Origin of the sequence: Mycobacterium terramassiliense (assembly GCF_900157385.1) — a bacterium.
In the GTDB taxonomy this organism is placed as follows: domain Bacteria; phylum Actinomycetota; class Actinomycetes; order Mycobacteriales; family Mycobacteriaceae; genus Mycobacterium; species Mycobacterium terramassiliense.
In genome coordinates this window covers 444,180-463,117 of the sequence record NZ_LT717701.1, presented here as the reverse complement: position 1 = coordinate 463,117, position 18,938 = coordinate 444,180, and the positions used below count along the sequence as shown (strand labels likewise).

At 68.9% G+C, this 18,938-nt stretch carries 14 protein-coding genes; 6 read left to right on the top strand and 8 right to left on the bottom strand.

The genetic code is table 11. The features are described from left to right. The first annotated feature begins 73 nt into the window (after nucleotides 1-73). Nucleotides 74-1,279 (top strand): DNA polymerase IV, encoded by a 1,206-nt coding sequence (gene dinB / locus MTAB308_RS16845; RefSeq protein WP_077100582.1) that lies wholly within the window; start codon nucleotides 74-76, stop codon nucleotides 1,277-1,279. Here dinB and MTAB308_RS16840 read toward each other — a convergent pair. Together MTAB308_RS16840 and MTAB308_RS16835 are read right to left on the bottom strand one after the other, a co-directional pair. After that, complete coding sequence (locus tag MTAB308_RS16840; protein WP_077100581.1) at nucleotides 1,276-2,283, bottom strand: PHP domain-containing protein; 1,008 nt, start codon at nucleotides 2,281-2,283, stop codon at nucleotides 1,276-1,278. The genes dinB and MTAB308_RS16840 overlap by 4 nt on opposite strands. A 22-nt stretch (nucleotides 2,284-2,305) precedes the next feature. Next, entirely contained in the window at nucleotides 2,306-2,737 is a 432-nt protein-coding gene (locus MTAB308_RS16835; protein ID WP_077100580.1) for a hypothetical protein, read from the bottom strand. Nucleotides 2,738-2,787: 50 nt separating this feature from the next. On the opposite strand from MTAB308_RS16835, the gene MTAB308_RS16830 reads away from it, so the two are divergent. After that, the gene (locus MTAB308_RS16830; protein WP_077100579.1) at nucleotides 2,788-3,639 is read left to right on the top strand and encodes an LLM class F420-dependent oxidoreductase; all 852 of its coding nucleotides are present in this window, start codon (nucleotides 2,788-2,790) and stop codon (nucleotides 3,637-3,639) included. Nucleotides 3,640-3,991: 352 nt separating this feature from the next. Here the strand turns inward: MTAB308_RS16830 and MTAB308_RS16825 are convergent, their stop codons facing one another. Continuing rightward, the gene (locus tag MTAB308_RS16825; RefSeq protein WP_077100578.1) at nucleotides 3,992-5,458 is read right to left on the bottom strand and encodes a glutamate synthase subunit beta; all 1,467 of its coding nucleotides are present in this window, start codon (nucleotides 5,456-5,458) and stop codon (nucleotides 3,992-3,994) included. Beyond that, nucleotides 5,451-10,028: a glutamate synthase large subunit gene (gene gltB / locus MTAB308_RS16820; RefSeq protein WP_077100577.1), complete on the bottom strand. Its 4,578-nt coding sequence runs from the start codon at nucleotides 10,026-10,028 to the stop codon at nucleotides 5,451-5,453. The genes MTAB308_RS16825 and gltB overlap by 8 nt, the downstream gene beginning before the upstream one ends. A 626-nt stretch (nucleotides 10,029-10,654) precedes the next feature. On the opposite strand from gltB, the gene MTAB308_RS16815 reads away from it, so the two are divergent. Next, entirely contained in the window at nucleotides 10,655-11,560 is a 906-nt protein-coding gene (locus MTAB308_RS16815; protein ID WP_077100576.1) for a MinD/ParA family ATP-binding protein, read from the top strand. On the opposite strand, the gene sigI is transcribed toward MTAB308_RS16815, so the two are convergent. Continuing rightward, entirely contained in the window at nucleotides 11,487-12,401 is a 915-nt protein-coding gene (sigI, locus tag MTAB308_RS16810; RefSeq protein WP_077100575.1) for an RNA polymerase sigma factor SigI, read from the bottom strand. The genes MTAB308_RS16815 and sigI overlap by 74 nt on opposite strands. Before the next feature lie 111 nt (nucleotides 12,402-12,512). Here sigI and MTAB308_RS16805 point away from each other — a divergent pair, with 111 nt between their 5' ends. From MTAB308_RS16805 to phoU, 3 genes are read left to right on the top strand one after another with little or no spacing between them, the layout of a single operon-like run. Beyond that, a complete protein-coding gene (locus MTAB308_RS16805; protein WP_077100574.1) occupies nucleotides 12,513-13,355 on the top strand; it encodes an NAD(P)H-binding protein in 843 nt (280 codons plus the stop codon). Between the two features lies 1 nt (nucleotide 13,356). Next, nucleotides 13,357-13,797 carry a nitroreductase family deazaflavin-dependent oxidoreductase gene (locus MTAB308_RS16800; protein ID WP_077100573.1) on the top strand — a complete coding sequence of 147 codons (441 nt, stop codon included), beginning with the start codon at nucleotides 13,357-13,359 and terminating at the stop codon, nucleotides 13,795-13,797. Nucleotides 13,798-13,830: 33 nt separating this feature from the next. Further along, nucleotides 13,831-14,493 (top strand): phosphate signaling complex protein PhoU, encoded by a 663-nt coding sequence (phoU, locus tag MTAB308_RS16795; RefSeq protein WP_077100572.1) that lies wholly within the window; start codon nucleotides 13,831-13,833, stop codon nucleotides 14,491-14,493. A gap of 11 nt (nucleotides 14,494-14,504) precedes the next feature. Here phoU and eccA read toward each other — a convergent pair whose 3' ends face one another. The 3 genes from eccA to mycP form a co-directional block, all read right to left on the bottom strand. Further along, the gene (gene eccA, locus MTAB308_RS16790) at nucleotides 14,505-16,355 is read right to left on the bottom strand and encodes a type VII secretion AAA-ATPase EccA (protein ID WP_108637338.1); all 1,851 of its coding nucleotides are present in this window, start codon (nucleotides 16,353-16,355) and stop codon (nucleotides 14,505-14,507) included. Between the two features lie 8 nt (nucleotides 16,356-16,363). Next, nucleotides 16,364-17,902: a type VII secretion protein EccE gene (gene eccE / locus MTAB308_RS16785; protein WP_077100571.1), complete on the bottom strand. Its 1,539-nt coding sequence runs from the start codon at nucleotides 17,900-17,902 to the stop codon at nucleotides 16,364-16,366. Then, nucleotides 17,899-18,938 (bottom strand): type VII secretion-associated serine protease mycosin (gene mycP / locus MTAB308_RS16780; protein WP_077100570.1); only part of this gene is annotated, 1,040 nt, incomplete at its 5' end. The genes mycP and eccE, both read right to left, overlap by 4 nt.

The following is an 18,938-nucleotide window of genomic DNA, read 5'->3' as shown; positions in this document are numbered from 1 at the left end:
CGATCGCAAGCGCGGCGTAGCCGGGCGATGCGGGTCGCCGCCATCGGACGCTGTCGTCGCCCCGTGCGAACATATGTTCGTGCGGTGCGACGCGTCCATCCTGCACGCGGACCTCGACTCGTTCTATGCGTCCGTCGAACAGCGCGACGACCCTACGCTGCGCGGCCGTCCGGTGATCGTCGGCGGCGGGGTCGTGCTGGCGGCCAGCTATGAGGCCAAGGCCTACGGCGTGCGCACGGCGATGGGCGGCGCGCAGGCCCGGCGCCTGTGCCCGCACGCCGTGGTGGTGCCACCCCGGATGACGGCATACTCCCGCGCCAGCGACGCCGTGTTCGAGGTGTTTCGCGACTGCACACCGATCGTGGAGGCGCTGTCGGTCGACGAGGCCTTCCTCGATGTCGGCGGGCTGTTCCGGGTCGCCGGCACCCCGGTTCAGATCGCGGAAAAGTTGCGCGCCGACGTCCGCGACCGCGTCGGCCTGCCCATCACCGTCGGCATCGCCCGGACCAAATTCCTCGCCAAGGTGGCCAGCCAGGAAGCCAAGCCCGACGGGCTGCTGCTGGTGCCGCCCGACGGGGAGCTGGCGTTTTTGCGCCCGCTGCCGGTGCGCCGGTTGTGGGGCGTCGGCGCCAAGACCGCCGAGCGGCTGCACGCGCACGGCATCGCGACGGTCGCCGATGTCGCCGAGCTCAGCGAATCGACGCTGTCCTCCATGCTGGGCGGGGCCATGGGCCGCCAACTGTATGCGCTGTCCCGCAACATCGACCGCCGCCGGGTGACCACCGGCGTGCGTCGGCGGTCCGTGGGTGCGCAACGGGCGCTGGGCCGTTCGGGCAACCGCATGTCGGCCGCGGAGGTCGACGCGGTGGTGGTGAACCTGATCGATCGCATCACCGCCCGGATGCGCGCCGCCGGACGCACCGGTCGAACGGTGGTGCTGCGGCTACGTTTCGACGACTTCAGCCGCGCGACCCGTTCGCACACACTGCCGTGGGCCACGTCGTCGACGCAGCCGATCCTGGCCGCCGCACGCCGACTGGTCGCCTCCGCCGCGCCCCTGATCGCGGAGCGCGGGCTGACGCTGGTCGGGTTCGCGGTGTCGGGCATCGACCGCAGTGGCGCCCAGCAGCTGATGCTTCCGTTCGGAACCGACGCCGGCCGCCTCGCCGTCGACGAGGCGATCGACCGGGTGCGTCGGCGGTACGGCAAGTCCGCGCTCACGCCCGCGGTGCTGGTCGGCCGCGACCCGGGCTTCGAGATGCCGCACTTACCCGACTAATTCGAGCGCGTCCACTCGAGCAGGTCGTCGGCGGGCCAGGTGTTGACGATGCGCTCGGTCGGCACGCCCGCGTCCAGCGCGCGCTGGGCCCCGTAGCCGAGGAAGTCGAGCTGACCCGGCGCGTGTGCATCGGTGTCGATGCTGAACACGCAGCCGATCTCCAGGGCGAGCTTCAGCAGCCGGGTCGGCGGGTCGCGGCGCTCGGGACGCGAGTTGATCTCCACGGCCGTCCCGTGATCGCGGCAGGCGGCGAACACCGTCTCGGCGTCGAACTTGGATTCCGGCCGGATGCCGCGGTTGCCGGAGACCAGCCGGCCGGTGCAGTGGCCGAGGACGTCGGCGTGCGGGTTGGAGACCGCGCGCACCATGCGCCGTGTCATCGCCGGCGCATCCATGGACAGCTTCGAGTGCACGCTGGCGACGACGACGTCGAGGCGCTCGAGCAGTTCGGGCTCCTGGTCCAGGCTCCCGTCTTCGAGGATGTCGACCTCGATGCCGGTCAGGATCCGCATCGGTGCGAAATCGTCGCGCAACCGGTCGATGACGTCGAGCTGCGCGCGCAGCCGCTCCGGCGACAACCCGTTGGCGATGGTCAACCGCGGCGAGTGATCGGTCAGCGCGCAGTACTCGTGACCCAGCGCCGCCGCGGTGGTCATCATCTCGTCGATCGGTGCCGACCCGTCGGACCAGTTGGAGTGCAGGTGCAGGTCGCCACGCAGCGCGGCACGCAGGTCGCCACCCCCGAGATCTTGGGCGGCGGAACGCAATTCGATCAGCAGGTCGGGTTCGCGGCCGGACCAGGCCTGGTCGATGACCTTCGCGGTTTTCGGACCGATGCCCGGCAAGGTCTGCCAGCTGTTGGCCTGACCGTGCCGCTCCCGCGCGGCGTCGTCCAGGCCCTCGATGATGTCGGCGGCGTTGCGGTAGGCCATCACCCGCCTGGGATCGTGGCGGCTCCGGTCCTTGTAATAGGCGATCTGCCACAGGGCGGTTACCGGGTCCATGGCTCCAGTGTGCCTGGCCGGATCACAGCAGTTGGCCGGCGACGAACCCCGCGAGCAGCACGGCGAACCCGCCGATTTCGCCGGCGATCAGCAGCACCATCGCCACTTCCAGGGAGCGGCCAGGGTTTTCGAATTGGTTGACGGTGTCGCGCCGCGCGCCGTGGGCGATGTAGCCGAGGATGGCGGCGACGAAAAAGAAGACGACGACGCCCGCGGCGGTCAGGTTGATCCACGTGGGCCAGGCGCTGAGTTCGACGAAGACGGCCAGCAGCAGGGTGGCGAACGAGTAGAGCAACGCCGCCCGGTGGGCGATGTCGACGTACGGGTGGGCGCGGTGGTCCTCGGCGGTCATGATCTGGCGGTATTTCCAGACGCCGAGAACCAGGGCGAGCAGGAAGATCAGCCCTGCCGCCAGCAGGGTGATCTTGGTGTCGAGGCCGGGGGTGTATGTCATCGCGTGACGAGTTTAGTTTCCCTTAATAAACCCCGACTACCGTCGGGTGGATGCGATTCGCGTTCAAAACCTCACCCCAAAACACCACCTGGGCCGACATGCTCGCCGTCTGGCAGGCCGCCGACGACATCGAGGTCTTCGAGTCCGGGTGGACCTTCGACCACTTCTATCCGATCTTCTCCGACAGCACCGGGCCCTGCCTCGAGGGCTGGACGACGCTGACCGCGCTGGCCCAGGCCACCAAGCGGCTGCGGCTGGGCACCCTCGTCACCGGTATCCACTACCGCCACCCCGCCGTGTTGGCGAATATGGTTGCGGCGCTGGACATCATCTCGAACGGTCGGCTCGAACTCGGGATCGGTGCCGGCTGGAACGAGGAGGAGTCCGGCGCCTACGGCATCGAGCTGGGCTCCATCAGGGAACGCTTCGACCGCTTCGAGGAAGCCTGCCAGGTGCTGATCAGCCTGCTGAGCGAGGAGACCACCGACTTCGCCGGCCAGTTCTACCAGCTCAAGGGCGCCCGCAACGAGCCCAAGGGCGTGCAGCGCCCGCACCCGCCGATCTGCATCGGCGGCAGCGGCGAGAAGCGCACCCTCCCGATCACCGCGCGTTACGCCCAGCACTGGAACTTCGCCGGCGGGCCACCGGAACTGTTCGCGCAGAAGCGCGACGTCCTGGCCGCGCGGTGCGCGGACATCGGCCGGGACCCCAAGGAGATCACGATGTCGGCCCACCTTCGGCTGGAGCCGGACCTCAACTACGGGAAGGTCATCGAGGACGCGGCGGCGCTGGGCGCCGAGGGACTCGACCTGGGCATCGTCTACCTTCCCCCGCCGCATGACGCCGCCGTGCTGGAGCCTTTGGCCGAGGCGATCCGGGAATCCGGGCTAGCGGATGGCTGATCGTGGCTAAGCCGGCGCCGGCCGGAGCAAACCCGGCCGGGGTTGCGGGGGTGGCGGCTACACCCCGAACAGCATCAGCTCTTCGGCGGTGATCAGTCGCTCTTGCTTAGCGGGAAATTCGCGGCTCTTTACCGGGTGACGTAACCACGACCAGGCGATTCGCCCCATCCGCGACCGAGGTAACGGGTTGACATGCACAGTGACCACTTCCTGCAATCGGTCCGTTCTGGCGGGACTCCCCCGTGACTACCCTGTGACAGAGCCCACAACGAACCATTAGACAACAACCGTCTGGCAAACGTGGGCAGAAACGCCGAATTGAATTCTTGTGTTTCTGGTGTGACGGATGTGACTAAGTGAGCGGCGCCGCCGTCGGCTTGATGGGCGCCGGCAGCGCCGTCGAACCCATCAGAAAACGGTCCACGCCGGCCGCGGCGGCCCGGCCCTCAGCTATCGCCCAAACGATCAGTGACTGGCCGCGACCCATGTCGCCGGCAACGAAAACACCGGGGACCGAGGTGTCGAAGTCGGCGCCGCGCGCGACGTTGCCGCGGTCGGTGAGCTTCACGTCGAGCTCGGTGAGCAGGCCCGGCTTCTCGGGGCCGACGAATCCCATCGCCAGCAACACCAGATCGGCCTCGAGTTCGAAGTCGGAGCCCTCGACCTTGACGAACTTGCCGTCCTGCATGGTCACCTCGTGGGCCTTCAGGCCGGTCACGTGCCCGTCCTCGCCGAGGAACTCCTCGGTGTTCACCGAGAACACCCGCTCGCCGCCCTCTTCGTGCGCCGAGGACACCCGGTACATCAGCGGGTAGGTCGGCCACGGCGTGGATTCGGCGCGTGCGTCCGGCGGGCGCGGCATGATCTCGAACTGGTGCACCGCGATCGCACCTTGCCGGTGCACGGTGCCCAGGCAGTCGGCCCCGGTGTCACCGCCGCCGATGATGATGACCTTCTTGCCCTTGGCGGTGATCGGCGGTTCGCCGTCTTCCCCGAGGACGTCGTCGCCTTCCTGGACCCTGTTGCCCCACGGCAGGAACTCCATGGCCTGGTGGATGCCGTCCAGGTCGCGGCCGGGGATGGGCAGATCGCGCCAGGCGGTGGCCCCGCCGGCCAACACCACCGCGTCGAAGTCGGCGCGCAGCTGTTCGGCGGTGATGTCGACCCCGACGTTGACGCTCGCCCGGAACTCGGTGCCCTCGGCGCGCATCTGCTCCAGCCGCCGGTTCAGGACGCGCTTTTCCATCTTGAATTCCGGGATGCCGTACCGCAGCAGGCCGCCGATGCGGTCGTCGCGTTCGAAGACGGTCACGCTGTGACCGGCCCGGGTCAGCTGCTGGGCGGCGGCCAGACCGGCGGGCCCCGAACCGACCACGGCGACTTTCTTGCCGGTCAGCTTGTCCGGCGGCAGCGGCACCACGAAGCCTTCCTCGAAGGCCCGGTCGATGATCTCCAGCTCGATCTGCTTGATCGTCACCGGATCCTGGTTGATGCCCAGCACGCACGCCGGCTCGCACGGCGCCGGGCACAGCCGCCCGGTGAAGTCCGGGAAGTTGTTGGTGGCGTGCAGCCGTTCGATCGCGTCGCGCCAGTGGCCCCGGCGCACCAGGTCGTTCCATTCCGGGATCAGGTTGCCCAGCGGACACCCGTTGTGGCAGAAGGGAATACCGCAGTCCATGCAGCGGGTCGCCTGCTCGCGCAGGGTCTCCTCATCGAAGTCCTCGTAGACCTCGTTCCAGTCGCGCAGTCGCAGCGGGACAGGCCGGCGCTTCGGCAATTCCCGATGCGTGTATTTCAGGAAGCCGCTCGGGTCAGCCATGCGCGGCCGCCATGATCGCCTTGTCCACGTCGATGCCGTCGCGCTCCGCCTCGGCGATCGCCTGCAGCACCTTCTTGTAGTCGCGCGGCATCACCTTGACGAAGTGCCGGCACTGGCGGGGCCAGTCGGCCAGGATCCGCTGGCCGACAGCGGAATCGGTGGCGTCGACGTGCGCCTGGATGGCGCCGTGCAGGTACTCGGTGTCGTCCTCGTCCAGCGTCTCGAGCTCCACCATTTCGCCGTTGAGGTTGTTGGGCAATTCGCCGTCGGGGTCGTACACGTAGGCCAGGCCGCCGGACATGCCCGCCGCGAAGTTGCGCCCGGTGCGGCCCAGAACGACGACCTTGCCTCCGGTCATGTACTCGCAGCCGTGATCGCCGACGCCCTCGACCACGGCGTGGGCGCCGGAGTTGCGGACCGCGAACCGTTCGCCGACCACACCGCGCAGGTAGGCCTCGCCGCTGGTGGCGCCGAACAGGATCACGTTGCCGCCGATGATGTTGTCCTCGGCGACGTAGTCGGCCGGCGCGTTGTCCGACGGGCGCACCACGATCCGCCCGCCGGACAGGCCCTTGCCGACGTAGTCGTTGGCGTCGCCGTAGACACGCAATGTGATCCCCCGGGGCACGAATGCACCGAAGCTGTTGCCGGCGGAGCCGTCGAAGGTGATGTCGATCGTGCCGTCCGGCAAGCCCTGGCCGCCATAGGCTTTCGTGAGTTCGTGGCCGAGCATGGTGCCCACCGTGCGGTTGACGTTGCTGATCGTGGTGGAGAACCGGACCGGCTTGCCGGAGTCCAGCGCCTCGCGGCTCATCACGATCAACTGCTGATCAAGCGCCTTGTCCAGGCCGTGATCCTGGCGCGAGCTGCAGTACAGGTCCTGGTTCATGAACGCCGACTCCGGCTCGTGCAGCACCGGCGCCAGGTCCAGCTTGTGCGCCTTCCAGTGCGCCCGCGCCAGCGTCGTGTCCAGCGCTCCGACCTGGCCCACGGCCTCGTTGAAGGTCCGGAAGCCCAACTGCGCCATGTACTCCCGCACCTCTTCGGCGATGAACATGAAGAAGTTCTCGACGAACTCGGGCTTGCCGGTGAACCGCTCCCGCAGCACCGGGTTCTGGGTGGCGACGCCGACCGGGCAGGTGTCCAGGTGGCACACCCGCATCATGATGCAGCCGGCCACCACCAGCGGGGCGGTGGCGAAGCCGAACTCCTCGGCGCCCAGCAGCGCGGCGATCATCACGTCGCGCCCGGTCTTGAGCTGCCCATCCACCTGGACCACGATCCGGTCGCGTAACCCGTTGAGCAGCAAGGTCTGCTGCGTCTCGGCCAGCCCCAGCTCCCAGGGGGCGCCGGCGTGCTTCTGCGAGGTCAACGGTGTCGCGCCGGTGCCGCCGTCGTGCCCCGAGATCAGCACCACGTCGGCGTGCGCCTTGGAAACCCCGGCCGCGACCGTGCCCACCCCGTTCTCGGACACCAGCTTCACGTGCACACGCGCGGCCGGGTTGGCGTTCTTCAGGTCGTGGATCAGCTGCGCCAGGTCCTCGATGGAGTAGATGTCGTGGTGCGGCGGCGGCGAGATCAACCCGACGCCGGGCGTGGAGTGCCGGACTTCGGCGACCCACGGGTACACCTTGTGGCCCGGAAGCTGGCCGCCCTCACCGGGTTTGGCGCCCTGGGCCATCTTGATCTGGATGTCGGTGCAGTTGGTCAGGTAGTGCGACGTGACCCCGAAACGGGCCGAGGCGACCTGCTTGATCGCGCTGCGGCGCCAGTCCCCGTTGGGGTCGCGGTCGAATCGCTTGACGTCTTCCCCGCCCTCGCCGCTGTTGGACCGCCCGCCCAGGCGGTTCATCGCGATGGCCAGCGTCTCGTGCGCCTCGGCGGAGATAGAGCCGTAGCTCATCGCGCCCGTGGAGAAGCGCTTGACGATCTCGCTGGCGGGCTCGACCTCCTCCAGCGGAACGGGGGGCCGCACGTCGCCGCGGAATTTCAGCAGCCCGCGCAGCGATGCCAGCCGCTCGCTCTGGTCGTCGACGAGGCGGGTGTATTCCTTGAAGATCTTGTATTGCCCGGTGCGGGTCGAGTGCTGCAGCTTGAACACGGTCTCCGGGTTGAACAGGTGGTACTCGCCCTCGCGGCGCCACTGGTATTCGCCGCCCACCTCGAGTTCGCGGTGGGCGCGTTCGTCGGGCCGGTCGAGGTAGGCCAGCGTGTGGCGCGAGGCGACGTCGGCGGCGATGTCTTCCAGGGTGATCCCGGAGGTCGGGCAGCTCAGCCCGGTGAAGTACTCGTTGAGCACGTCCTCGGAGATGCCGACCGCCTGGAACAGTTGCGCGCCGGTGTAGGAGGCCAGCGTCGAAATGCCCATCTTGGACATGACTTTCAGCACGCCCTTGCCGGCCGCCTTGACGTAGTTGTTCAGCGCCTTGTTGCGGTCGATCCCGTTGAATGCGCCCCGGTCGAGCATGTCCTCGATCGACTCGAACGCCAGGTACGGGTTGATCGCGGCCGCGCCGAAGCCGATCAGGGCCGCCATGTGGTGCACCTCGCGGGCATCGCCGGTTTCAACCACCAGGCCGACGTGGGTGCGGGTCCGGTCGCGCACCAGGTGGTGGTGCACCGCCGACACCGCGAGCAGCGACGGAATCGGGGCCAGCCGCTCGTCGGACTCGCGGTCGGACAGAATAATGACCCGGGCGCCCTCGGCGATCGCCGCCGACGCCTGCGCGCGCACCTCCTCGAGTGCGGCGGCCAGCCCGGAGCCGCCCTCGGCGACCGGGTACAGGCAGCGAATCACCTTGGACCGCATGCCGTGTGGGCGCCCGTTGATCTCGTCGTCGGGGTTGAGGTTGACCAGCTTGGCCAGTTCGTAGTTCCGCAGGATCGGCTGTTGCAGGAGAATCTGGTGACAGGAGTACTCGTCCGGGTTGAGCAGGTCGCGCTCGCCGCCGGTGGTGCCCTGCAGGCTGGTGACCACCTCCTCGCGGATGGCGTCCAGCGGCGGGTTGGTCACCTGGGCGAACAGCTGCTGGAAGTAGTCATAGAGCATCCGCGGACGCTGCGACAGCACGGCAACCGGGGTGTCGGTGCCCATCGAGCCGATCGGCTCGGCGCCGGAGCGCACCATCGGCGCCACCAACAGGTTGAGCTCCTCGTAGGTGTAGCCGAAAGTCAACTGCCGCTTGACCAGTCGGTCGTGGGGCATCCGGGCGTACTCGCCCGCCGGCAGGTCGTCGAGGGGAACCAGGCCGTTGTCGAGCCACTCCTGATAGGGGTGCTCGGCGGCCAGCTCCGCCTTGATCTCCTCGTCGGCGACGATGCGGCCCTGCGCGGTGTCCACCAGGAACATCCGGCCTGGCTGCAGCCGCATCCGGCGCACCACCGTGGCGGGGTCCAGGTCGAGCACGCCGGCCTCGGAAGCCATCACCACCAGACCGTCGTTGGTAACCCAGATCCGCGAGGGGCGCAAGCCATTTCGGTCCAAAACCGCGCCGATGATGGTGCCGTCGGTGAACGTCATCGACGCCGGGCCGTCCCACGGCTCCATCAACGAGGCGTGGTACTGATAGAACGCCCGCCGCGCCGGGTCCATCGACTCGTGGCGTTCCCACGCCTCGGGGATCATCATCAACACCGCGTGGGCCAGGCTGCGCCCGCCGAGGTGAAGCAATTCGAGCGCCTCGTCGAAGCGCGCGGTGTCCGACGCGCCGGGGGTGCAGATGGGGAACAGCTTTTCGACGTCGTCGCCGAACAGGTCGGTCTTGATCAGCGCCTCGCGCGCCCGCATCCAGTTCTCGTTGCCGGTGACGGTGTTGATCTCACCGTTGTGCGCGATGCGCCGGAAGGGGTGCGCGAGCGGCCACGACGGGAAGGTGTTCGTGGAGAAGCGGGAGTGCACGATGCCCAGCGCGCTGGTCAGCCGATCGTCTTGCAGGTCAAGGTAAAACGCCTTGAGCTGCGGGGTGGTCAGCATGCCCTTGTAGATGAAGGTCTGACCGGAAAGGCTTGGGAAGTAAACGGTTTCGCGACCCGGGCCATCCTGGCCCGGGCCCTTGGTGCCCAGCTCGTGCTCGGCGCGCTTGCGCACCACGTAGGCGCGTCGCTCCAGCGCCATCCCGGAGGCGCCCGTCATGAACACCTGCCGGAACGTGGGCATCGCGTCGCGGGACAGCGCACCCAGCGACGAGTCGTCCGTGGGCACGTTGCGCCAGCCGATGACCTGCAGGCCCTCGGACTCGGCGATCTTCTCCACCGCGGCGCACGCGGTCGCGGCGTCCTTCGACGACTGCGGCAAGAACGCGATACCGGTGGCGTAGCTGCCCGCAGCGGGCAGTTCGAAATCCACGACCTCGCGCAGGAACGCGTCCGGCACCTGAATCAGGATGCCGGCGCCGTCACCGCTGCGCGGCTCGGCGCCCTGGGCGCCGCGGTGTTCGAGGTTCAGCAGCGCGGTGATCGCCTTGTCGACGATGTCCCGGCTGCGGCGGCCGTGCATATCGACGACCATGGCTACCCCGCACGAATCGTGCTCGAACGCGGGGTTATATAACCCGACGCGCTTGGGCGTCATATGCACCTGACCCTTCAACCAGAACGTTCTTCGCTGCCGTTACGAGCGGCTCCGACGGGGCCGCACCCGGAGGTTGCGGGCTCAAGCCCCTTCGGTCTTGTCGATCGGCTGTGCCCCAGGTGGAGACGATCCGTCAGGGATTCGTCCGTGCAGCGCTGAACGGTGGCCTGGAACTGGTTCGACAAGTCGTAAAACGATATGACAATACCCGCCTGACATGCCAACTTCGTTAAGTCTAACCGCCAGCTGGCGGCGGCGTAAATTCGCTGCAGCGGGCGATCGGCAACGTCGCCGACATGGGTGTTTTCTGTTGATATTTTCCCGACCCCGGCGGCGATTCTACCCAACCGCTCGGCGCATCTGCCAATTTTGCAAGTTTGCTGTGATCGCGCACACGTGGCGCGGTCTCCGGACCGGCCTCGGCCACGGGCGTGCTCAGCGGACGGCGGGACGCGCCGGGGCGGGGGCGCCGTCGGCCCCGGCGGAGTTTGCACGCCGCGGCGTGACCGATACTGGGTTGATACCGGTCCACGCGAGGAGCCCATGAACGAGCGCGACGAATTCCTGCGCGACCGTCTGCGGCCCGGTACTGAGCGTCCTGACGCTGGGCGGCCGAACCCCCCGAGCTGCCGGACCGGGGTTGGCGACGCGTCGTGCGGCAGGCCACTTTTGGTCTGATCAAGCTGGGCCCCTCGGCCGCCCAGCGTCAGGACGCTCAGTACGAAGCGGCCATCCGCACCGTCCTGCATGGCAACTACAAGGTCGGCGTGCTGGGCAAGGGCGGCGTCGGGAAGACGTCGGTGGCCGCGAGCGTCGGATCGCTTTTCGCCGAACTGCGCCCGCAGGACCACGTCGTGGCGATCGACGCCGACACCGCGTTCGGGCGGTTGGGCTACCGGATCGACCCGCGGTCGAGCAGCTCGTTCTGGGCGTTGACCTCCGACAAGAATCTGGCGTCGTACGCCGATGTGGTCGGGCGCTTGGGCCGCAATCCCGCCGGCCTGCACGTGCTCGGCGGCGAGCCGGCGTCCGGCCCGCGCCGGGTCCTCGATCCCGCGATCTACCGGGAGGCCACGCGCCGGCTGGATCGCCATTTCGCGATCTCGGTCATCGACTGTGGCTCCACGATGGATTCTCCGGTGACCCAGGAGGTGTTGCGCGATCTGGACGCGCTGATCGTGGTCTCCTCGCCGTGGGCCGACGGCGCCTCGGCGGCGGCCCGGACCATGGAATGGCTTTCGGACCGGGGCCAGACCGGCCTGCTGCACCGCACCATCGTGGTGCTCAACGATTCGGACGGCCACGCCGACAAACGCACCCGGGAGTTGCTGGCCCGCGAGTTCGCCGGGCACGGGCAGCCGGTGATCGAGGTGCCCTACGATCCCCATCTGCGGCCCGGCGGCGTGATCGATGTGAACGGCGAAATGGCCCCGGCGACGCGGCGCAAATTCCTCCAGATCACGGCGACGATCGCGGGCCATTTCGCGGCCCGGCCGGAGCGCCCGGCGACCCAGCGGCCGCCCGCGCCATAGGGTCGGCGACGGCCTCGATCTTGGTCACGAGGTGACCGCGCACCGTCAGCACGATCGCGGCGAAGAGCCGGCGTTCGGCGAACGCCAGCACCGCCGGTCCCCCGGCGGGACCGCTGACCAGGGTCACTTCCGGCCCCAGATAGCGCATCAGGTTGGTGGCTACCGCGTGCGGCCCGTGGTTGATCTGGGGCGGCGGGGCCGGGTCAGCCAGGATGGTGCCCACGCCCCAGACCGCCGGATCCAGCACGGCGGTCAGTCCCGCGATGTCGCCGTTGGCGCACGCGGTGATGAACTTTTCGGTGACGAGCTGGTGCTCGGCCGGGGCGACCTCGTTCAATTTCGGTTGCGCCGCAGTGAATTTCGTTCGGGCGCGCCGGGCCAGCTGACGGCAGGTGCCCACCGGGCGTCCCACGGTCTCGGCGATCGTGTCGAACGGCATCCCGAAGACGTCGTGCAGCACGAAGGCGACCCGCTCACCGGGGCTGAGCCGGCGTAACACTTCCAGCAATGCGGTGCGCACCTCGTCGTCGAGGGTGACCCGCTCGGCGGGGTCCGAGCGCGGCGTCCCCGGCTGGTCGTCGACCTCGCCGGGCCGCTCGTGGCGGGCGCGCGCCGAGCGCACCTGATCGAGGCACAGGCGGCTCGCCACCACCGTGAGCCAGCCGCGGACGTCGTCGATCTCATTGGGTTCGGTTCGGGAGAGCCTTAGAAAGGCTTCTTGCGCAACGTCTTCGGCGTCGCCGACGTCACCGAGCATCTGATACGCGAGGTTGATCAGGTACGGGCGGTGCAGGCGCCAGGCCTCGGCGACCTGGTCGCCGGGTGATGGCGATGAGCTCATGAACCTTCGACGAGGTGGGGCCGCAAAAAGTTACGCGTTGGCGCGGTAACTTTCCCGGCCCCGGCGCCGTCGTATGCGCAGTCAGGAAAATTCACGGAAGGAACCACCCCCATGACAATCGTCGTAACTGGAGCGACCGGCAACGTCGGCCGCCCGCTCGTCGCCGAACTCGTCGCCGCGGGTGCGCGGGTGCGCGCCGTGACGCGTACGCCCGACGCCGCGGGGTTTCCCGCGGAAGTCGAGGTGGTCGGCTCGGCGGCGGAGGCGCTGCCGGGTGCGTCGGCCGTGTTCCTCAACTCGCGGGCCCTGGGCGGGCAGCTCGCCGAGACCGTCGCCCAATGCCGTCGCGCGGGGGTGACCAAGCTGGTCGCCTTATCGGCGATCAACGCCGACGACGACTTCTCACGGCAGCCGTCGCGCTTCCGCGGCGACCGCAACAAGGAGGTCGAGCAGCTCGCCGTGGATTCCGGCCTGGCCTGGGTGAGCCTGCGGCCCTCGGTCTTCGCCACCAACTTCGCCGGCATGTGGGGCGCGCAGCTGCGCGCCGGCGACGTGGTGGGCGGGCCTTACGCCGCGGCGTCGTCGGCGCCGATCGTCGAGAGCGACATCTCGGCGGTGGCGGCGCGGGCGCTGCTCACCGACGACCTTGTGGGGCAACGGATCCCGATGACGGGTCCGCAGGCGTTCACCAACGCGGAGCTGGCCGCGGTCATCGGCGAGGTCCTCGGCCGCCAGCTGCAATACTTCGAAGTGCCGGCGGAAATGGTGCGGCAACGGTTCATCGGTTTGGGCTTGGGCGCCGAGTTCGCCGATGCCTATATCGCCATGCAGGCCGAGACCCTCGACAAGCCCGCGCTGGTCACCCACGACGTGGAGAAGGTCCTGGGCCGCCCGGCGACCCCGTTCGCGCAGTGGGTGTCCGAGCACCGCGAGCTGTTCGCGAAGGAGAGCTGACATGTCCGAACCACGGCCGCCGCGCTACCTCAAGCCGATGAACAAGGTGATGATGGCCGTCCAGCGGCTCGGGATACCGACCGGCCCCGCGATGGTGCTGACGGTGCCCGGTCGCAAGTCGGGCCGGCCGCGCAGCACCCCGATGACGCCGTTCGAATTCCGGGGCGGCCTCTACGTCGTCGCCGGCTACCCGGGCGCCGACTGGGCGGCGAACGCCCGCGCCGCCGGCGTCGGCACGCTGAGCCGGGGCCGACGGGCGCGCAGCGTCAAGATCGTTGAGCTGGACGCCGAGGAGGCGCGGCCGGTGCTGCGCGCGTTCCCCGCCCAGGTCCCCGTCGGTGTGGCGTTCGCGAAGCGCTCGGGGATGGTGCGCGACGGGACGCCCGACGAATTCGAGGCGCTGGCCGGCCGGCTCGCCGTTTTCCGATTCGACCCGAAGTAGCCGCTTTCACCTGGCCAGACGTAACGTGGGGCCATGCGCACGGCCTTTCACGAGCAGCTGGATGCTCTCAACGAGCAGCTGGCCGACATGTGTGGACGGGCCGGGTGGTCGATGCAGAACGCCACACAAGCCCTCCTGCACGCCGACCTCGCGCTGGCCGAACAGGTCATCGACGAACAGGGCGGGCTGGCGGAAATGAGCGCCGCCGCCGAGGACGCGGCATTCGTCCTGCTGGCACTGCAGGCCCCGGTGGCCGGCGACCTGCGCGCCGTGGTGTCGGCGATTCGGGTGTGCGCCGATGTCGAACGCATGGGCGGCCTGGCCGTGCACGTCGCCAAAATCGTGCGCCGCCGCCACCCCGAACGCGTCCTACCCGAAGGGGCCAACGGGTACTTCGCCGAAATGGGCCGCGTCGCCGTCGAATTGAGCAACGCCGCCGAGGAGGTGCTGCGCACCGGCGACCCCGACAAGGCCCGCCTTCTCAATGACGAAGACGACACCATGGACGACCTGCACCGCCAGCTGTTCACCGAGCTCATGGATCGCGAATGGGACCACGGCGTGGCCGCCGCGGTCGACGTGACCCTGCTGGGCAGGTTCTACGAACGCTTCGCCGACCACGCCGTCGAAATCGCGCGGCGCGTCATCTTCCAGGCCACCGGCGCGTTCCCCGGCGGCTCGGGCCCGGCCGCCTGACGGGCACTCCGTCACCAGACGATGGCGGCCATGTCGCGGTTGTCCGAACACACGCTGCGAACGGCGGCCTCGATGTCGGCGGCGGTGATGATCTGCAGATCCTCGACCGTCACCGGTTGCCCCGAACGCTTTTGGGCGACCACCCGGGTGTCGCGGAACCCCTCGGCACGTTCGATGACGTTGCGCGCGAACCGCCCGTTCTGCATGGCGTCGATACCGTGCTGGCCACCGGGCGTGGTGTAGTTGCGGATGGTGGTGGCCGCATCCAGAAACGCCTCGCGGGCGCCGTCGTCGAGCAGGCTCGCCCGCGGTGTGGCATAGCGGTGCCCGATCTCGACGATCTCGGCCGGCGAATAGGATTCGAAACGCAGCTTGCGGTTGAATCGGCCGGCCAAACCCGGGTTCACCGTGAGGAATTCGTCCACCTGGTCCTCGTAGCCCGCCCCGATGAAGCAGAAGTCGAACCGGTGGGTTTCCAAGGCAACCAGGAGCTGGGTGACCGCCTCCATGCCGATCATGTCCGGCGTGCCATCCTGGTGGCGTTCGATCAGCGAATAGAACTCGTCCATGAAAATGATTCGGCCGAGCGACTTTTCGATCAGCTCGTTGGTCTTGGGCCCGGACTCGCCGATGTAGTGGCCACAGAAATCCGAGCGACGGACCTCGCGGATCTCCGGATGCCGCACGATCCCCATACCGGCATAGATCTTGCCCAGCGCCTCGGCGGTGGTCGTCTTGCCGGTGCCGGGCGGCCCCACCAACAGCATGTGGTTGGTCTGGCCCTCCACCGGCAGCCCATGCTCGAGGCGCATCACGCGCACCTCGAGCTGGTCTTCCAGCGCCGACACCGCCTGCTTGACCGCCGCCAGCCCGACCTGCTTGGCCAGCAGCCGCCGCCCCTCCTCCAGGAGCTCGGCGCGCCGGCCGGCCGCGTCGTCGTCCTCCAACTGCTCGCGGCTCTTTGCGGTCGAGACGTCCCACTTGTCGGTGCGGCTGGCGATGGTGGGCTCGTCGGTCACGACCAGCCGCAGGTTGCGGTCGGCCAGGGCGGCTTTGGCGGCGTCGGTAAGCACCCCGTTGATGGTGGCCTTCGACAACCAGATCTGGGCTCGGTCCTCCTCGTGCAGCTGGCGGTGCACCATCCCCCGCACGTACGCCAGGTCCGCGACGAGCAACGGAATATCCGCCGGGCCGATCGAGGCCGTCAGCACCTCGGCGCCGAACCGGCTCGACGACGTGTTCTGTCCGATTACGTCGACGCGGTCCAGCCAGTCCAGCGCCACCCGACCCTGGCCGAGATGCGCGGCGGCATGGGCGGCCAGCGCGCAGATCGACGCGGTCACCGCGGACATGATGATCGCCTGCGGCGGCAACTCCTCCGCGGCCGTCAGCAACAGGTCCGGCCAGCGCTGTGTGGCGTACATCAGAAACGCCCGGGCCAACTGATGCCACTGGTAATTGCTCCAGGAATCGAGCAGCTCGCGGCCGGCGAGCAGCCGATCGGCCTCGGCGTACTCGCCGGCGATCGTCAGCGCCGACGCCAACGCCAGCCCCACCTGCGACGCGTCGGTGACCGTGATGCCGATGTAGGGGCCCAGCTGCATCTCCGCGGCCAGGCTCCGGCCGATCCGGGTGGTCTCGCGGTGCAGCCACTCGCGGTGATGATTGAGACGCTTCAGGGAGGTCAGGTCGTGGTCGCCGCAGGCGATGCGGCCCAGCCAGGCGTCGGCCATCGACGGATCCGCCTCGGTGGCGGCGACGAACTCCGGCAAAGCCGCGGCGCGCCCCTGCCGGTCCATCGTTGCCATTGCGCGGTCGAAATGCCTACGCGCCGTGAGCAAATCCCCCATCGTCTGCACCATCCTCGACGCTAAGTGGCGAACGACATCGCGACAGACTCCAGGTTGACATAGCGGTTCTCCGCGCGGAACAGGTCCATGTCGGCCAGCCAAGTCTGGCCTGCCGCGGTCACTTTCACCGTCGCGCCGCTGACCTGCTGGATGGCCACCTCGAAGGCGTGCCCGTGTCCGTCGGGCAGCGGCGTCCCGGCCGGGGCGATGGTGATCACGGTCGCGGGTCGCGGCGCGGGCGAGATCGCGATGTCGCCGCCTTGGGGTTGGGTCGTGTGCTCGACCACGCTCACGCTCGTGCGCGGCGCGGGGCGCGAGGCGTTGACGACGCTGACCAACGGCATCCGCACGCTGGCCCAGCGTTTCAGGTCGCGGGTGTGCACGCTGACCCGCTCGCCGGCGCCGGCGGTGCGGATCACGATCCGTTTGGCGATCGCATCGTCGGCGGCCACGAACACCCGGGACAGCTCCCCGGCGTCGGTAACCGGGATCATCAGCCGGTCGCCGTTGCTGAGCTTGCCCACCAACACCCCCGACGGACCGATCTCGACGATCAGGCTGTCCGGCAACGGGCTTGGGTGCAGGCCGCGCAGATAAGGACGCGGACCGCACATGTTGGCCGCCGCCGCCGCAGCCTGCTCGCCGTTGAGTCGGCGCAGGACGACGCTCGGCGGGCTGGGCGCCTGGGTGGGTGTGCGGACGGTAACCGTCGCGGTGCACGTCCGGTCCGGATAGACGGTGACGTTCTGGATGACCTCATCGACGCGCAGCGTCCAGGCCTGGGCCAGTACGTGGGAGTTGATCGCCTGCGGCGGGTAGGCATACGTCGTCATCCACCCGCCCTCACCGCGGATGGCCTTCCACTTTTGCATCGAGCCCGACACCGCGTCCCAGCCGAGCCGGCGATCGAGCTCCACCAGATCGGTGGCGGTGGCCACCTTCGCGCGCAGCCCCCGGCAGCGCAGCAGCCCGGCGATCCGCTGCGCCGCCGAAATCCCGGTCGTGCCAAGGGTGGTGCGCCACCGAAGCGCACGGGTGTTCTCGATGACCGGCAGTCGCAGGATCAACCAGGTTTCGCGGCGGCCGGCGTAAGGCGGGGTGCCGATCTCGGCGTCGTACACCCGCGGGTAGTCGCCGACGCTGCCGCACCTCGACCCGAATGACACGACGCTGATCGAGTCTAGTTCCAGGCCCAGCGGGTGCTGCAGCATCGGCACCAGTTCGACGATGTCGACGACGTTCTCGGTTTCGGCGCTGACCGAGCCGGTCACCGTGGTGGCCCGGTGCGCCCTGCCGAGCAGCTGCACCGCCACTACCGCCACGCCGTCCTGGACGCGCACCCCGCCGCCGGATCGGTTGCTGGCCACGGTGATTGGTTCGCTCCAGCTGATCGGGCGCCGGCCCCGAAGCGCCAGCACGGCCCACGACCACGCCGGCTGGCCCCACCAGCGCACGAATACCACCGCGACGCCCACCGCCACCGCGAGGAGGAACACCAGCAGGATCCCGACGACCCGCCGATTGCTGGCCGGGTTAAACCCCGTCAGCCGCGACCTCATCGCGCCCTCCGCAACCGCACGGCGGTGGCCACCACCAGCACGCCGGCGAGCACGGCGCCCAGGAATCCGATGGCAATGTTGCGCGCCCGGTGATCCGGGGCGGGTGGGGGCGGCGGAGGCGTGATCACCCGGCTTTGCGCACCCGGGGGCATCTTGTCCCCGGGCGGGATGTTGAACGTCAGCGCGGCGACCGGGTCCACCAGGCCATAGCCCACCCTGTTATCCACGCCGGCCGGTGGATTGTGCGCCGACTGCACGATCCGGTTGATGACCTGATGTGCCGTCAGCTGAGGGTATTTCGCGCGCACCAGCGCCGCGACACCGCTGACGTATGCCGCCGAGAAGCTGGTACCCCAGAACGGCATGTTCTTCTCGCCCGGCCGCGACGGCGGGTAGGCGTTGACCGGACCGCCGCCCTGCGGCGAGAGGCCCATGATGTGGGTCGCAGGCCCCGCCACGCCGACCCAGGGACCCGACATGCTCTTGTCGATCGGCGCGCCGCTGACATCGACGCCGCCCACGGACAACACGTAGTCGGAAAACCACGAGGGCGAGGAGATCACCTTGACCTGGTGCCAGTCCCGGGGATCCGACGGGTCCAGCGGGTCGTACATCGGATTGTTGTCGCAGCCGCCTTCGCCGTCGTTGCCGGCCGCGGCGACGACCACGGCGTCCTTGACGGTCGCCGCGTACCACAGCGCCGCACCCAGCGCCCGCTGATCGGTGGAGGACGCGGCCGGCAGGCAGGACGTCACCGAAATGTTGATCACCTTCGCGCCCATATTCGCCGCGTGAACGACGGCCCGTGCCAACGTGTTCAGCGTGCCGGCTTTAACCTTCTCGTCCGAGTTCGGGTCAGCGGGAGGCGGGTTGACCGGCTCGAAGGCGCGCGAAGACTGCCGTATCGAAATGATGGTCGCATGGGGGGCCACGCCCACCACCCCGTCCGGAGCCCCCGGTGGGGGCGGCGGCACCGCGGGCTCGTCTTCGGTCTGCGGATCCGGTGGCCCGTTCGAGGGGGCCATCGCGCCGGCCT

Coding starts and splice junctions, on each gene's coding strand:
- dinB (WP_077100582.1), top strand. CDS start 74: ATGTTCGTGCGGTGCGACGCGTCCATCCTGCACGCGGACCTCGACTCG.
- MTAB308_RS16840 (WP_077100581.1), bottom strand. CDS start 2,283: ATGGACCCGGTAACCGCCCTGTGGCAGATCGCCTATTACAAGGACCGG.
- MTAB308_RS16835 (WP_077100580.1), bottom strand. CDS start 2,737: ATGACATACACCCCCGGCCTCGACACCAAGATCACCCTGCTGGCGGCA.
- MTAB308_RS16830 (WP_077100579.1), top strand. CDS start 2,788: ATGCGATTCGCGTTCAAAACCTCACCCCAAAACACCACCTGGGCCGAC.
- MTAB308_RS16825 (WP_077100578.1), bottom strand. CDS start 5,458: ATGGCTGACCCGAGCGGCTTCCTGAAATACACGCATCGGGAATTGCCG.
- gltB (WP_077100577.1), bottom strand. CDS start 10,028: ATGACGCCCAAGCGCGTCGGGTTATATAACCCCGCGTTCGAGCACGAT.
- sigI (WP_077100575.1), bottom strand. CDS start 12,401: ATGAGCTCATCGCCATCACCCGGCGACCAGGTCGCCGAGGCCTGGCGC.
- MTAB308_RS16805 (WP_077100574.1), top strand. CDS start 12,513: ATGACAATCGTCGTAACTGGAGCGACCGGCAACGTCGGCCGCCCGCTC.
- MTAB308_RS16800 (WP_077100573.1), top strand. CDS start 13,357: ATGTCCGAACCACGGCCGCCGCGCTACCTCAAGCCGATGAACAAGGTG.
- phoU (WP_077100572.1), top strand. CDS start 13,831: ATGCGCACGGCCTTTCACGAGCAGCTGGATGCTCTCAACGAGCAGCTG.
- eccA (WP_108637338.1), bottom strand. CDS start 16,355: ATGGTGCAGACGATGGGGGATTTGCTCACGGCGCGTAGGCATTTCGAC.
- eccE (WP_077100571.1), bottom strand. CDS start 17,902: ATGAGGTCGCGGCTGACGGGGTTTAACCCGGCCAGCAATCGGCGGGTC.